At 64.1% G+C, this 13758-nt stretch carries 14 protein-coding genes; all 14 read right to left on the minus strand.

What is annotated here, in order from left to right; all coding sequences use genetic code 11:
* Nucleotides 1-799 (minus strand): P-type conjugative transfer protein TrbL (gene trbL, locus D2V17_RS08715; RefSeq protein ID WP_119592680.1); only part of this gene is annotated, 799 nt, incomplete at its 3' end.
* Nucleotides 796-1047 carry a putative entry exclusion protein TrbK-alt gene (gene trbK-alt / locus D2V17_RS08720; RefSeq protein ID WP_039577927.1) on the minus strand — a complete coding sequence of 84 codons (252 nt, stop codon included), beginning with the start codon at nt 1045-1047 and terminating at the stop codon, nt 796-798. The genes trbK-alt and trbL, both read right to left, overlap by 4 nt.
* 30 nt (nt 1048-1077) lie before the next feature.
* The gene (gene trbJ / locus D2V17_RS08725; protein WP_039577925.1) at nt 1078-1800 is read right to left on the minus strand and encodes a P-type conjugative transfer protein TrbJ; all 723 of its coding nucleotides are present in this window, start codon (nt 1798-1800) and stop codon (nt 1078-1080) included.
* Entirely contained in the window at nt 1797-4247 is a 2451-nt protein-coding gene (gene trbE, locus D2V17_RS08730; protein ID WP_039577923.1) for a conjugal transfer protein TrbE, read from the minus strand. Before trbE ends, trbJ begins: the two co-directional genes overlap by 4 nt.
* 14 nt (nt 4248-4261) lie before the next feature.
* Nucleotides 4262-4534 (minus strand): VirB3 family type IV secretion system protein, encoded by a 273-nt coding sequence (locus D2V17_RS08735; protein ID WP_039577919.1) that lies wholly within the window; start codon nt 4532-4534, stop codon nt 4262-4264.
* A complete protein-coding gene (locus tag D2V17_RS08740; protein WP_039577915.1) occupies nt 4534-4866 on the minus strand; it encodes a TrbC/VirB2 family type IV secretion system protein in 333 nt (110 codons plus the stop codon). Before D2V17_RS08740 ends, D2V17_RS08735 begins: the two co-directional genes overlap by 1 nt.
* Nucleotides 4863-5837: a P-type conjugative transfer ATPase TrbB gene (gene trbB, locus D2V17_RS08745; protein ID WP_052208609.1), complete on the minus strand. Its 975-nt coding sequence runs from the start codon at nt 5835-5837 to the stop codon at nt 4863-4865. The genes D2V17_RS08740 and trbB overlap by 4 nt, the downstream gene beginning before the upstream one ends.
* 190 nt (nt 5838-6027) lie before the next feature.
* Nucleotides 6028-6465, minus strand: a complete 438-nt coding sequence (locus D2V17_RS08750; RefSeq protein WP_039577909.1) for a hypothetical protein — start codon at nt 6463-6465, stop codon at nt 6028-6030.
* A gap of 17 nt (nt 6466-6482) precedes the next feature.
* Nucleotides 6483-8480 carry a conjugal transfer protein TraG gene (locus tag D2V17_RS08755; RefSeq protein ID WP_039577906.1) on the minus strand — a complete coding sequence of 666 codons (1998 nt, stop codon included), beginning with the start codon at nt 8478-8480 and terminating at the stop codon, nt 6483-6485.
* Nucleotides 8481-8723: 243 nt separating this feature from the next.
* Nucleotides 8724-9296: an RloB domain-containing protein gene (locus tag D2V17_RS08760; protein WP_039577904.1), complete on the minus strand. Its 573-nt coding sequence runs from the start codon at nt 9294-9296 to the stop codon at nt 8724-8726.
* A complete protein-coding gene (locus D2V17_RS08765) occupies nt 9293-10507 on the minus strand; it encodes an AAA family ATPase (RefSeq protein WP_039577901.1) in 1215 nt (404 codons plus the stop codon). Before D2V17_RS08765 ends, D2V17_RS08760 begins: the two co-directional genes overlap by 4 nt.
* A 123-nt stretch (nt 10508-10630) precedes the next feature.
* Nucleotides 10631-12385 (minus strand): relaxase/mobilization nuclease domain-containing protein, encoded by a 1755-nt coding sequence (locus D2V17_RS08770; RefSeq protein WP_039577898.1) that lies wholly within the window; start codon nt 12383-12385, stop codon nt 10631-10633.
* 253 nt (nt 12386-12638) lie between these two features.
* Complete coding sequence (locus tag D2V17_RS08775; protein ID WP_039577895.1) at nt 12639-13367, minus strand: lytic transglycosylase domain-containing protein; 729 nt, start codon at nt 13365-13367, stop codon at nt 12639-12641.
* Between the two features lie 4 nt (nt 13368-13371).
* On the minus strand, nt 13372-13707 hold the full coding sequence (locus tag D2V17_RS08780) for a DUF736 domain-containing protein (protein ID WP_039577893.1): 336 nt from the start codon (nt 13705-13707) through the stop codon (nt 13372-13374).
* Nucleotides 13708-13758 lie beyond the last annotated feature (51 nt).

A 13758-nucleotide genomic window follows, 5' to 3' on the forward strand; every position in this document is an offset into this window, starting at 1 on the left:
GGGGTGCGCCGGACACAAGGCCGGTGGCGATGCCGGGTCCGAAGATCGAGAGGCCGAGAAGCGCGAGGGCGGCCAGCGCCACCGACATCGCCTGTTCCGCAGTCGGCATTTCGCCGAACGCGCTTTCGAACTGGGCGAAGAGGCCGGTGCCGATCCCGACGATGACGGCGAGCACCAGCACCTTGATACCGGAGGCGACGACATTGCCGAGCACCTTTTCGGCAAGGAAAGCCGTTTTGTTGAACAGTGCAAAGGGCAGCAGGACGAAGCCCGCGAGCGTGGTCAGCTTGAACTCTATGAGCGTGACGAAGAGCTGCACGCTGATGATGAAGAAGGCGATCAATATGATGACCCAGGCGATCAACAGGATCGCGATCTGGACGAAGTTGGTGAACAAGCCGACCGGGCCGGTCAGTTGTCCGGCAGCGTCGAGCAGCGGTTCGCCTGCATTGAACCCGGCGGCCGCGACGCTGCCCGGTTTCATGAAGTCGGCGAGGCTGATGCTGGCGCCGCTCGCCTTCAGCCCCAATCCAGCGAAGCTCTCGAATACGATTCCGGCGAGCGCGGAGAAGTTGCCGATGACGAAAGCGAAGAAGCCGACATAGAGCACCTTCTTCACAAGGCGGTGCATCACGTCCTCGTCGGCGCCCCAGGCCCAGAACAAGCCGGCGAGCGTGATGTCGATGACGATCAGTGTCGTGGAGAGGAAGGCGACCTCGCCCCCGAGCAGGCCGAAGCCGCTGTCGATGTAAGTGTTGAACGTGTCGAGGAAGGTATTGATGACGCCGGTGTCGTTCATGGCCGGTCATCCTCGCGTCCGAGGAAGCGGCGGCGATGTTCCTCCCAGGCCGCGTCACAGCCGGAATCCGGCATGGTGAGCGTGCGGCAACGGGCAAGCTCGTCGCGCAAGGGATCGTACGGCGCGAGATCTGTGGGCGATGGCAGAGGCGCGGCAGGTTTGCGCTCGTCCACCGCTATGGCGATAGCGGTCGCCATCAACAGGCCTCCGGCAAGCGCGACTCCGGCGATCCTGGCGCTGCGGCTCATGTGCGTTTCCCCTTCTCGATTATCGCCCGGTCACTGGCCGCTGCGGCGCATGAAACGGCGAAAATGCTCGCGGCCCTGCTCTTCGGTGGCGGCGTTGCGCGCGGATTCGAGCGCCTGGGCGCGGCCCTGCGCGGCGAGAAGCGCGGTGAGATCGGCGATCTGACGCGATTGCAGGGCAAGAAGCTGGTTGCCGGCCTGGGCCGCCTGAAGCGCGCCGGTCGCCGACTGGCTGGCGCCGACGATGTCCGCCATCGCCGTCTGCGAGCCTTCGATATTGCCGACGACGCCGGCCTGGACGCGGAGCGCATCCTCGAAGCTGCCGACACTGTCCCGCCAGCGCTCGCGGGCATTGGCGATCAGGGTCGCGTCGGACGCGCTCATATCGACATTACGATAGCGCGCGGTAAAGGCGTCCTCGATCGTCTTCACATCATAGGCGATGCGCTGCGCCTCGCTCAGCAACTGGCGGGTCTGCTGAATCTGCGCCTGAAGCTCGCCCAGGCTGCTGAACGGCAGCGAAGCGAGGTTGCGGGCCTCGTTGATGAGCGACGTCGCCTGCTGCTGGATCTGCTGTATCTGATTGTTGATCTGCTGGAGCGAGCGCGCCGCGGTCAGCACATTCTGCGCATAGTTGGTCGGGTCATAGACGATCCCGCCGAAGCCGAGCTGCGCGCTGGCAGGCTCTGGGACGGCTGTTAGACCCAGCATCGCGATGCCGACGATGATGCTGCGGCGCAGTTTATGACGTGTCATAGCGGATTCTCCTCTGTGAAAGCGGGCAGAAGGTCGGCCGCCCAGTTCAGACCGCGATGGCGCAGCCAGGCGTCGGCGAAGCCCTGCTGCCCATGGGCGTCCATCAGTTCGCCGATGGTGATCTGGTCGGTCTTGGAAGAGGCGGCCGCGAAAGCGAGCGCGACATCGCCGAGACCCAGCTCGAACAGCCGGTTGCCGCGTGGGGACTGGCAGTAATAATCCCGCTTGGGCGTCGAACGGGCCAGGATTTCGATCTGCCGGTCATTGAGACCGAAGGCGCGGTAGATGCGGGCGATCTGCGGCTCGAGCGCGCGTTCGTTGGGGAGCAGGATACGCGTCTTGCAGCTTTCGATGATCGCGGGCGCGACGCTGCTGTTCTCGATCTGGGCAAGCGACTGGGTGGCGAAGATGACGCTGGCGTTCTTCTTGCGCAGCGTCACCAGCCATGTGGAGAGCTGGCGGGCGAAGGCGGGCGAGTTCAGCGCCAGCCAGCCTTCGTCGATGATGATGAGCGTGGGGCTCCCATCGAGCCGCCCGGCGATGCGGTGGAAGAGATAGGACAAAACGGCGGGCGCCGCGCCACTGTCCATCAGCCCTTCGGTCTCGAACGCCTGCACCGAGGCGGTGCCGAGCCGTTCCTGTTCGGCATCCAGCAGCCGCCCCCAGGCGCCGCCCACGCACCATGGCGCAAGCGCCTGCTTCAGCTCTTGCGACTGGAGTAGCACGGCGAGCCCGGTGAGCGTTCGCTCGCCGGGCAGAGCGCTGGCGAGGGAGGTCAGGGCCGACCAGATATGGTCCTTGGCCTGCGGATCGACTGTCGCGCCTTCGGCTTCGAAGATGGCGGCAAGCCATTCGGCAGCCCAGGCTCGTTCGGCTGCATCATCGATCCGGGCCAGCGGCTGCAACAGGACGCCGCCTGTCTCCTCCGTGTCGCCATCCCGCGCAAACAGGCTTCCGCCGAGATCCTGCCAATCGCCTCCCATGCCGAGAGCCGCAGCACGGATACTGCCGCCGAAATCGAAGGCGAAAATCTGACTGCCGGGATAGCGCCGGAACTGGAGCGCCATGGTCGCGAGCAGCACGGATTTGCCCGCGCCGGTCGGGCCGACGACCAGCGTATGGCCGACGTCACCGACATGAAGCGACAGGCGGAACGGCGTACTGCCTTCGGTCTTGGCGAACAGCAGCGGCGGCGCCTTGAAATGCTCGTCGCGCGGCTGCCCCGCCCAGATCGCCGAGAGCGGGATCATGTGGGCAAGGTTCATCGTCGAGAGCGGCGGCTGCCGAACATTGGCATAGACATGACCGGGGAGCGATCCGAGCCAGGCCTCGATCGCGTTCATGCCTTCGGGGATGCAGGTGAAGTCGCGGCTCTGGACGATCTTTTCGACGAGACGCAGTTTCTCGGCGGCGATACCCGGGTCTTCATCCCAGACCGTGACAGTCGCGGTCACATAGGCCTGTCCCACATCATCGGCGCCCAGCTCCTGCAGCGCCGCATCGGCGTCCGCCGCCTTGTTCGATGCGTCGCTGTCCATGAGGACCGACGCCTCATTGGTCATCACCTCCTTGACGATGGCTGCGATGGATTTGCGCTTTGCGAACCATTGCCGCCGGATCTTCGACAGCAGCTTCGTCGCGTCGCCCTTGTCGAGCATGATGGCGCGGGTGGACCAGCGATAGGGAAAGGCGAGCCGGTTCAGTTCATCGAGAATCCCCGGCCAGGTCATTGTCGGAAATCCGATCACGGTGAGGACGCGCAGATGATGCCGGCCCAGCCGGGGCTCGAGACCGCCGGTCAGCGGCTCATCGGCCAGCAGCGTATCGAGATACATCGGGGTTTCGGGCACGCGGACCCGCTGGCGCCGGGTCGAGATCGTCGAGTGGAGATAGGTCAGAGTCTCCGCATCATCGAGCCAGGCGGATTCGGGCACGAACCCGTCGATCAGATTGAGAAGCTGGGCGCAGCGATCCGTGAAGCTCTTGACCAGTTCCCAGGGATCGACCCCGTCTTTGGCCTTGCCTTCGTAGAGCCAGCTTTCGGCGCGGGCCGCGTCCTCGGCGGGCGGCATCCAGAGCAGCGTGAGATAATAGCGGCTCTCGAAATGCGCGCCCGCGTCGACGAACTGGGCGCGGCGTTCCTCGTCGACCAGCGACGAGACCGGGTCGGGGAAGTCCGAAACGGGATAGTCGTCGGACGGGATGCGCTGGGCTTCGACGAAGATCGACCACCCCGATCCCAGGCGCCGGAGTGCATTGTTGAGCCGGTGGGTAACGCCCACCAGTTCAGACGGTGTGGCGGAATCAAGATCGGGGCCACGAAAACGCGCGGTGCGCTGGAATGAGCCGTCCTTGTTGAGGACGACGCCCTCGGCAATCAGAGCGGCCCAGGGCAGGAAGTCGCTGAGCCAGGCAGCGCGTTGGCGATATTCGGCGAGGTTCATCATGGTGTTGCTCCGCCTCAGACACGCAAATGCGCGGGGTATCGGAGATGACGGCGGGCGACGTCGGCGAACTGCGCATCGCGGCGCGCGGCCCAGACGGCGGCAAGATGGCCGACCAGCCAGAACACGCCGCCGGCAATCCACAACTGGAGGCCGAGACCGATCGCGGCCGCCAGCGTGCCATTGGCGATGGCGAGCGTGCGCGGGGCGCCGCCGAGCAGGATGGGCTCGGTCAGCGCCCGGTGGACGGGGGCGTAGAAGCCCGCGACCTCATCTCCGCCGCCCAACATCAGATGACGGCCCCGCCGCCGAAGCTGAAGAAGGAGAGGAAGAAGGAACTGGCGGCGAAGGCTATCGAAAGACCGAACACGATCTGGATCAGCCGCCGAAACCCGCCATTGGTGTCGCCGAACGCCAGGGTCAGGCCGGTCACGATAATGATGATGACCGCCACGATCTTGGCGACCGGCCCTTCGATCGACTGAAGAATCGACTGAAGCGGCGCTTCCCAGGGCATCGAGGAGCCTGACGCCCTGGCCGCGCTCGACATGGCGAGCGCGACCACGAGGCCGATCATCGCCGTGTTGGCGGTGCTGCGGAAACGGGAAAGTGCGTTGGTCATCCGAGTTCTCCTGTCTGATGGATGGGGACGTCTTCCGCCCTGCGGACGGGCTCGAGCGGGCCGGGGAGCTGGCGCAGCGCATATTCACCGGCGGCATTGAGCCCATCGACGCGGGCGAGTTCGGACAGCCGACGACCATGGCCATCGCGCACAAGGACCGCGACGAGATCGATGGTCTCCGCGATCAGCGCCCGCGGCACCGTCACCACCGCTTCCTGGATGAGCTGTTCCATGCGGCGTAGCGCGCCGATCGCGCTGCCGGCGTGGATCGTGCCGACGCCGCCGGGATGGCCCGTGCCCCAGGCCTTGAGGAGATCGAGGGCCTCGGCGCCGCGCACCTCGCCGATCGGAATCCGGTCCGGGCGGAGGCGCAAAGAGGAACGAACGAGATCCGACAGGCTGGCGACGCCGTCCTTGGTCCGCATCGCCACCAGATTGGGGGCGCTGCACTGAAGCTCGCGGGTGTCTTCGATCAGAACGACCCGGTCGCCGGTTTTGGCGATCTCGGCCAGCAGCGCGTTCGTCAGCGTGGTCTTGCCGGTGCCGGTGCCGCCGGCGACCAGGATATTGGCCTTGTCGGCGACTGCGATTTGCAGCGCCGACGCCTGCAACCGCGTCATGATCCCGTCGGCGACATAATCATCGAGGGTGAAGACAGCCACGGCGGGCTTGCGGATCGCGAAGGCCGGCGCTGCGACGACAGGCGGCAACAGCCCCTCGAACCGCTCCCCGCTATCCGGCAGCTCGGCCGAGACGCGCGGGCTCCCTGCATGAACCTCGGCGCCGACATGATGGGCGACCAGCCGAATGATCCGCTCACCGTCAGCCGGTGAAAGCCGTTCGCCGGTATCGGACAGGCCTTCGCCCAGCCGGTCGAGCCATAACCGGCCATCGGGGTTCAGCATGACCTCGACGGTCTTCGGGTCCGCCAGCCAGCCCGCGATCGAAGCGCCCAGCGCCGTGCGAAGCATCCGCGCACCGCGTGCCGAACTCTCCGGTTTAAGGCTGTAGCTTGCCAATGACCGTCCCCTGATTGCGCCTTGGCGCGAGCCGCGCGTGGGCATGGGGACAGTTAGAAGAGACAGAAAAAACGCTATCGCAACAACTATTTGCGTTTAGCGTAGGGCGTCGAAGGAATAGAAAGCCGGGCGTAGGACTTATTCAGTCCTCAAACCCGGTAACGGGACGGCTCGCCTGTGAATCAACGTCCTGCGTGATCTCACGAGCGAGACTCGACCCCGTCTCGACCCGACGGCCAAGCGCTTCGATGAAGGCCTTATAGCGTTCATTGCCGCTGGCCTTCGCGGCCGCCTGCCCGGTGTCGGGCAAGGGCGGGGTTGTGGTGAGCCAGAAGCGAACGAACAGGGCGATCGCCTCATTGGAGATGGTGATGTTCTGCTCGGCTCGCTCCAGTTGCCGCGACAGGCGATCGAGGCGCCGCGCCAGCGCCGCCTCCAGGCGCTCAGGCCCGTCTGGCGACAGGAACGAGAGAAGTGCGGCCTCGATGATGTGCGTCTGCGGCACGCGCTTGCGGGCGGCATAGTCCTCGATCTGATCGACGAGATCGGGCGGCAGACGATAAGTGCGTTTGACGCGCATGGTCTGGGTTCTCCCTGTCAAAGCTCGATGCCGTCGCCGGGATCGAGGCTCGCGATGCGGGCGATGCGGTGCATCCGGCGCTGGGTGGTCGCCTCGTCGCTGGCTGTATCCGGTTCGTCGAAATCGAACTCGTTGACGGGCGCCGGCGCCTCACGCACCACCTCCTCATGGTCGGGAAGCCCCGGCTCACGGCGGATATTGGCATTGGCGTCATCGCTGTCGGCATTCTCAGGCGTGGCGGCCGCACCGCCGGATTGACTTGGAGGCGGACTGTCCGGCTGCGGCGGCGGTTCGATACCCGTCCAGTCGTCTGGACGTGGCGGCCGCTGGTTGCGCCGGGGTTTTGGCGCCGGCAGCAAGCGGCGGGTGAGACGGGGATCGGTAAAATATCGCGCCTTCTTCGCCCGCACCGGCGGCGTGCCCGCCACCATGACGATCTCATCGTCGGGTGGAAGCTGCATGATCTCTCCAGGCGTGAGAAGCTGGCGGGCGGTCTCGGATCGCGACACCATCAGATGACCGAGCCAGGGGCTGAGCCTGTGGCCCGCATAGTTTTTCATCGCCCGCATTTCGGTCGCGGTGCCGAGGGCGTCGGAGACCCGTTTGGCCGTCCGCTCGTCGTTGGTCGCGAACGAAACCCGGACGTGGCAGTTATCCAGGATCGAGTGATTGACGCCATAGGCCTTCTCGATCTGATTGAGCGACTGGGCGATCAGGAAGGATTTCATTCCGTACCCGGCCATGAAGGCGAGCGCGGATTCGAAGAAGTCCAGCCTGCCCAAAGCCGGAAACTCGTCGAGCATCAGCAGCAGGCGCTGCCGCTTGGCAGTGGAGTTCAACTCCTCGGTCAGCCGGCGGCCGATCTGGTTGAGGATGAGGCGGACCAGCGGCTTGGTGCGGTTGATGTCGGACGGCGGCACGACGAGGTAGAGCGAGACTGGATGCGGCCCGTTCACGAGGTCGGCGATGCGCCAGTCGCATTGCCGTGTGACGGCCGCGACGACGGGATCGCGATACAAGCCCAGGAACGACATGGCGGTCGAGAGCACCCCCGACCGTTCATTCTCGCTCTTGTTGAGGAGTTCCCGCGCCGCCGAGGCGACGACCGGGTGGACGCCCGCGTCTCCCAGATGCGGGGTTAGCATCATGGCCCGCAGCGTGGTCTCGATCGGGCGGCCCGGATCGCTGAGGAAGTTGGCGACGCCGGCCAGCGTCTTGTCGGACTCGGCATAGAGCACATGGAGAATGGCGCCCACCAACAGCGCGTGGCTGGTCTTTTCCCAGTGGTTGCGCTTCTCGAGCGACCCTTCGGGATCGACCAATATGTCGGCGATATTCTGAACATCGCGGACTTCCCATTCGCCGCGGCGCACTTCGAGCAAGGGGTTATAGGCCGCGCTCGCGGCATTGGTCGGGTCGAACAGCAGCACCTTGCCGAAACGGCTGCGGAAGCCTGCGGTCAGTCCCCAGTTCTCGCCCTTGATGTCGTGGACGATGCAGCTGCCCGGCCAGGTCAGCAAACTGGGAACAACGAGGCCGACGCCCTTGCCCGAGCGGGTTGGCGCGAAGCACAGCACATGCTCCGGGCCATCGTGGCGAAGATAGTTCGTGCCGAGCTTGCCGAGAATGACGCCATCATCACCCAGCAAGCCGGCGGCGCGCGCCTCCGTCTCGGTCGCCCAGCGCGCCGAGCCATAGGTTTCTGCATTCTTCAGTTCACGGGCGCGCCAGACCGACATGCCTATGGCGACGGCAATCGATACGAATCCACCTGAGACGGCGATATAGGCGCCGTGCAGAAATATGTCGGGTGCATAGGCGTCGAACGAAAACCACCACCAGAAGAAAGCGGGCGGCGGATAGATCTGCCAGTCGCCTATGGTGAACCAGGGTGATCCGAGCTGGGGTTGATGGGCGAGCGCGGCGGCCGTCCACTGGGTCGCGCTCCAGACTGATGTGAGAACGATCGCGAAGACTGCGAGGATCTGGCCCCACAATATCTTGGTAGCCGACATAACCCTTCCTTTCCGGCAAATTGCCTAAAGGTCGGGATCCAATGATTGCGATTACAATATCTTAGCGAGAGCGATCGAAGAAATAGAAACGCTATCGTGCAAATACAAATGATAGCGTAGGCGAATTACGCGCGTCTCAGACTCTATTTGCATCGAATTTCGCCATACGGCTGGACCGATCGTCCGCTGAACCTCGGGAATGACGCAGCATCCAACAGCCTCCCGCATGGACCGATGACCCGGTCACCGAACCAATCCAATCTCGGTGAGAAAGACGGCGAGGTCTTGCTCAACAGCCGCGGCGCGATGAACGGCGTCGAGGTCCAGACGTTCGGCAAGTCGGTTGGCTGACATCCCTTTCTGATAGTCATTCCATCGCCGTCGTAACTCGCGAAGCGCCCCTGCGGTGCTTTGCGGATCAAGGCGTTCACATCCGTCGATGTGATGCAGCAACGTGGCTTCATGGCAGGGCCGTTGCCATACAAGATGAATATTCTCGCGGCGGCTTAGCTGGAAGAGACGCTGATCACGTTCCGGGACGGCGCCGAGCCGGTCGGCATCGAGCAGCACAATCTTGCGATCATAGGGTTCGCCACGACTTTTCTGCTTCTGCGCGATCCTGCGAGCAGCCAGTTCAACGATGCCACATGGATCGCCGCCGCCAGGTTGCAGCACAACCAGATCGAGATGGACCGCAAGTTGCTGATCTTCGATCAGACGGGTGAGGAATGCTCCATAGCCGCGTTCGCTCTCTCCCTCGCAGCCGACAAACAATCGCCTGCGCTGCGGGATGCGGCGGCGTTGTGGCCGCCTCATCCGATTTGGGGAACGGCGCCGTAGGTGCCGCTCAGATATTTGCGATAATAATTGTCGTCGCGCCGGACCGACTGGACGTCGCGCAGCGTGTAGACCTCGGTGCGACCGCGCCGGTCCTTGGTGCAGAACAGCACTTCCTCCTTGATGAGTTCCTCCAGCAGGGAGGCGTTATGGCAGGTCATCCAAAGTTGGGCATCATGCGGATTACGTTCCGGATCGTGGAACCAGCGCAGAATCTCAGGCAACACCAGAGGGTGGATAGCGGTGTCCAGTTCGTCGATTACCGCGAGGCCGCCGGTTTCTAACGCTTGAAGAATGATTGGATAGATACGCAGGAACATCCGCGTGCCGTGGCTTTCCAGTACGAGCGGCATCGGACCATCATGGCCTTCATGAGTGAACAGCGCGATTGGACCGTTGGGACCGGATTCGAGTCGCATCGCCTTGATGCCGAGGTCGATCCGCTCGATCTCACGGTTGAGCGCATCGACCAGCGCCGGATTGCTAGCATAGTGGCGCACCATCTGATCCTCCAGTCCATCCTGCTTCTCGATCAGGATATTGGAGATGACGAGTGAAGCCGCCTGCCAGATGGATGTGGCGAAGGGATGCTTGAGCTGGGCAAGCGTCGAGATGACGCTTGCGTTCGGCCGCAGCACCTTCTCCAGTGCCTGCCGGTAGCCGGAAAGGCCAAAGGCGCTCGCCGCCGTCACCTTGCCGTAACGATCGCGCTCGAACAGGCGAACCTTACGCCCGGTGTCCGGCGGCCAATAATATATCGCTTCAGCCAGCACCTCCTGCGCCTGACCTGCCGCGCCGCCCAGCGTCACCTCATACGCGTACCGGCATTGTGGTCCATTCGGATCATCACTCTCGGGATCAGCAAGGCCGGCCAGCGAGACCGACAGGCGCGTCGGCGCAGCCAAGGATGCTTCGTCATTGAAACGTTCGTAAGGCAGACGCGCACCGGGCGCGATGCTGAAGCTGTCGCGTACGAACCAGGCCACAAAAGACAGTGCGCGCAGCACCGTTGATTTGCCCGAAGCGTTTGGACCGAAGATAGCGACCACCTTGGGCGCCCGCTCCTTGGAACCCGCCCAGATTGGTGCCAACCGTTCGGGAGTGTCGGGCGCGTTTCCAGCCGCGCGCAGGTCGATGACCTGCCGCTCGCGGATGGAATAGAAGTTCTCAATGTCCAAGCTGTATAGCATCTGCGCCGCTCCTCGACCCACAAATAGGGCATTTGTCGCCACATTCAACGAAAATTTGTTAAACTAGGCGCCAAATATCCTTTTTCGATCCTGTTTGACGTCAGGAAAGCAGGCCAAGATTTGCTACAGACCCAGGCCCCGCTGTCGGCCAAAGGTCCAATCAACCCCGCCGCCCGGCGTCATTGTCCCGGACACATGCTGCCCCAGATTCTGCTCCAGCGCGGGGCGCCACGGTACGAGTTGGAACCCGAGACCATTGTCGATCATGGCATAGCGGCCGGATGCGAGCGTGACGCGCTCCCGGTAGACTCCGGCGACATGCTCCCCAGGCGCCGACGGCTGCGGCGCGAGGCCCGTCCGGCCCGCAATTTCCGTCTGCGCCCGTTGCAGCTCACGCTCTTTCAGCGTCTTCAACAACGACCGTGCGAATACTACTCGTTGCCCGCGACGTTGGGCGAAACCCTCCCCCTCGAGATAATCGCAGCGCGCTTCCAGCGCCGAGGCCACCTCAGCGCCGAATCCGCCGCCCAGCACAGGTTGTTCGCGGGCGATCAGATTGCGATCGAGCCAGGTGACGCCATCAGCGCTGATCTGTTGGCTCAAGGTCAGATCCGAGCGCGTCGCGAGCGAATGGCGCCGCTGTCCCCTAACGTCATCCCAGGAGCGCAGCTCGACAATTGCGCCTGGCTTCGCGTCCCCGGTCATTTCGAGATCCTCGAACCGGAGATGATGGGTGCGACCATCGATGCCGTCGACCACGGCAAAGGCGCTCCCTTTGAGTTCATCATAAAGCCCGCGATCAACCAGACGGCCCACGATCGGATCGACCGGCGGAGCGAGGTGGATCGCGAAACGCGATACGTCCGGATTCGGCGTGTCCTTACCCATCGCCTTATGCATAGTCTTGATGATATCGCCGCGAACGCCGAGATCGCGCAGCTTGTCTTCCAGACCCGGCTTGATGGTCCAGGCTGCGGGACCGAGCGGATCGACCAGGCCCAGGGCTTCGAGCTTCTGCGCGCGGCCTATCAGGAGATGCCGGTTTTGAGCTCCATGACCATTGGCGTCCGGGCGCAGATCGACAATGCCGCCATGACGATCGGCGATATCTCTCAGCGAGCGATCGAGGCTGGTCCAGCGATCGGCCTGAACCTCGCGACCGAGTGCGGCCTGGATCTCGCGCTGTGTGCGCGGCCCCATTTCAAGGGTCACGCGGTCCTCGGCGCGATGGCGGAAGCCCTCGCGGATATAGTCCCGGCTTATGACGAGGTCGCGGCCATCGTCACCGCGACCACGAACCAGCACATGAATATGGGGGTCGTCGGTGTTCCAGTGATCGATCGCCACCCAGTCGAGCGAGGTGCCAAGGTCGCGCTGTGCATCTGCCATCAACTCGCGGGTAAAGGCACGCAGGTCCTCCATCTCTCTGGCGTCCTCCGGTGAGATGATGATCCGAAAATGGTGGCGGTCGTCCTCGCAGCGATCAGCAAAGGCGTTCCCGTCCGCCTGGTCGCCAGTCGCGTCGAACAGTCGGCCCGGCGCCCCGTCGCGAGTGACACCTTCGCGTTCGAGATAGCTGGCGTGCCGGGCAAGCGGCGCTGCACGATATTTGCCCCCTTGGTGCCGGACAATCCGCATCTTGACGACGACGCGTCGATCCGATGACCTGCGCGCGCGACGAGGGGCTGTCACTCGGCCGCGCCCGAAGCGGGAAGCGCCGCCCCCTTTCCGGCGAGGACTGTATGTGCGACCGCCGCGCCCGCCTTTGTTCGCCGCCCGCAGCACCTGGCCGACGAAGGACTTCGCTTGCCGGCCTTTTGTCCCTCCGTCGCGGGGCCGTCCAGGCCTGACCTGGAACTCGTCGTCGGGGCCGCTCATCGGAGGCTGGAACCATCGGCGCAAAAGCCCGCCAGACGCGGATTGACGAGAATTTCGGCAGTTTCACGAAAACATGCTGGCAGGCCGCTCACGGAGCCATACGAAAAACCCCCGACCAACCAACCATCTGGACCGAGCCTGCTGGCGGTCCTTTTATCTTGCGATGCTCCCCTTATTTCCCTGCCTTCCCGGCCTCGTATGCGATAGCGAACGCCGTTGCGCCCCAGACTACGCCTGCCTGCGAGCGGGCGCCTCATGACGGCTGGTGACCGGAAAGAGGGACGAACAGGCTATCCTCGACTTCGGAAGGGGCTGGATCTGGTATCTCTCCGGCATCGCCCCGTGGCGCTACGGATGGCGTCGAAACTGTGCCGGACGTGACGCTGACCGGACGGGAAAAGAGCGGCGCGTGGGTCCAGGCCAGCGCATCGGCGGGCGCGCTGGCGAGCGCGCGAGCGGGCGCTCCGCCGACCATCGGCGCGAGCATGGCGAGATAGGCGCGCGTCTCTCGCGGTAGCGGGCGGCCGTTCGCCAGATGCTCATCATAGCGTCCCGGGCCAGCGTTATAGGCTGCCAGCATTGCAGTCGGATTGCCGTAACGATCGTGCAATTCACGAAGATAGGCGGCGCCCGCGATGATGTTGTCGCGGGGGTCGTAGGGATTGCGGCCGAGACGATAACGCGCGCGAAGTTCCGCCCAGGTGCCGGGCATGATCTGCATCAGCCCCATGGCTCCAGCGTGCGAGAGCGCGGTCACATCGCCCGCGCTCTCGACACGCATGACCGCCCATATCCAGCGCTCCGGGATACCGAAACGACGCGATGCCTCGGCCACATGAGCGGCGATCGGCGTCACCGCGGACGACGACTGCGCCGTGGCGGTTTCGCCGCGCGCGATGGCCGTCGCCGGCGCACTCGCAAGACTTGCGAGCAACGCCAGCGACAGCGCCCGGCGGCGCGATGTGCAGCAGCGCGGGCGCACCGGATCAGCTCCGATCTTCGCGGACACGCGGACGGCTTACCGACAGGCGGAAAGCCGAACCCTCGTCGTCGGTGCGGAAGAGATGCGCGCGCAGAGTCTGGCCCGCGAACAACGGGCTTTCGATCTCCAGCGAGACATAGTCGCCCGCGCGTTCGCCGACATCCTTCCACGCAGCGCCGACTCTGGGGCCATGTTCGTCGTCGAGCAGGACGCGGAAATCCGGCGCTTTTTCTGCATCGCTCGGTTCGGCGGGAACGAGGGCGATAACCTCATCGATGCCGAACAACCGGATGCGGCCCGTATAGCCATCATCGGTGGGTTTGAAGATATTGGGTTGCATTGCCAGTCTCCTTTGCTTGGCGGGGTGGAAGAGATTTCGCGGCACGGCGAA

This window comes from Aurantiacibacter xanthus, assembly GCF_003584015.1.
GTDB classification, from domain to species: Bacteria; Pseudomonadota; Alphaproteobacteria; order Sphingomonadales; family Sphingomonadaceae; genus Alteraurantiacibacter; species Alteraurantiacibacter xanthus.

Excerpts from the sequence above, each read along its gene's own strand:
- D2V17_RS08765 (WP_039577901.1), bottom strand. The coding sequence starts at position 10,507 with ATGCTATACAGCTTGGACATTGAGAACTTCTATTCCATCCGCGAGCGG.
- trbJ (WP_039577925.1), bottom strand. The coding sequence starts at position 1,800 with ATGACACGTCATAAACTGCGCCGCAGCATCATCGTCGGCATCGCGATG.
- trbK-alt (WP_039577927.1), bottom strand. The coding sequence starts at position 1,047 with ATGAGCCGCAGCGCCAGGATCGCCGGAGTCGCGCTTGCCGGAGGCCTG.
- trbB (WP_052208609.1), bottom strand. The coding sequence starts at position 5,837 with ATGCTTCGCACGGCGCTGGGCGCTTCGATCGCGGGCTGGCTGGCGGAC.
- D2V17_RS08735 (WP_039577919.1), bottom strand. The coding sequence starts at position 4,534 with ATGTTGGGCGGCGGAGATGAGGTCGCGGGCTTCTACGCCCCCGTCCAC.
- D2V17_RS08760 (WP_039577904.1), bottom strand. The coding sequence starts at position 9,296 with ATGAGGCGGCCACAACGCCGCCGCATCCCGCAGCGCAGGCGATTGTTT.
- D2V17_RS08750 (WP_039577909.1), bottom strand. The coding sequence starts at position 6,465 with ATGCGCGTCAAACGCACTTATCGTCTGCCGCCCGATCTCGTCGATCAG.
- D2V17_RS08755 (WP_039577906.1), bottom strand. The coding sequence starts at position 8,480 with ATGTCGGCTACCAAGATATTGTGGGGCCAGATCCTCGCAGTCTTCGCG.
- trbE (WP_039577923.1), bottom strand. The coding sequence starts at position 4,247 with ATGATGAACCTCGCCGAATATCGCCAACGCGCTGCCTGGCTCAGCGAC.
- D2V17_RS08780 (WP_039577893.1), bottom strand. The coding sequence starts at position 13,707 with ATGCAACCCAATATCTTCAAACCCACCGATGATGGCTATACGGGCCGC.
- D2V17_RS08740 (WP_039577915.1), bottom strand. The coding sequence starts at position 4,866 with ATGACCAACGCACTTTCCCGTTTCCGCAGCACCGCCAACACGGCGATG.
- D2V17_RS08770 (WP_039577898.1), bottom strand. The coding sequence starts at position 12,385 with ATGAGCGGCCCCGACGACGAGTTCCAGGTCAGGCCTGGACGGCCCCGC.